We start from the raw sequence: 276 nt of genomic DNA on the forward strand, positions 1-276 counted from the left end.
GCTTTGGAACGCGCGAGTGTGCTTTTTGGTGGCCGAGGAAAACGAGCAGATTAAGGGGTACATCAATTTAACTTTTACGGCCATGCCCAGCACCGGTTGGATTGCAGATTTCGGGGTGGAGCGGCGCTTTCGGCGCACCGGTGTCGGCTCGGTGCTGTTTGGGGCCGCTTTGCAGTGGGCGCGGGCTAATGGCCTGCAACGGGTGGTGTTAGAGACGCAATCTAAAAATTATCCGGCCATTGCCTTTGCGCAAAAACACGGCCTCACCTACTGTGG

General features: G+C 56.5%; 1 protein-coding gene. It reads left to right on the forward strand.

Going from position 1 to position 276, the window contains the following annotated elements; all coding sequences use genetic code 11:
• Positions 1–28 precede the first annotated feature (28 nt).
• The coding region (locus tag HMI57_RS18295; protein WP_346655274.1) for a GNAT family N-acetyltransferase at positions 29–276 on the forward strand (248 nt) is incomplete at its 3' end.

This window comes from Arthrobacter sp. 260, assembly GCF_013116745.1.
Classification (GTDB): Bacteria; Actinomycetota; Actinomycetes; order Actinomycetales; family Micrococcaceae; genus Arthrobacter_D.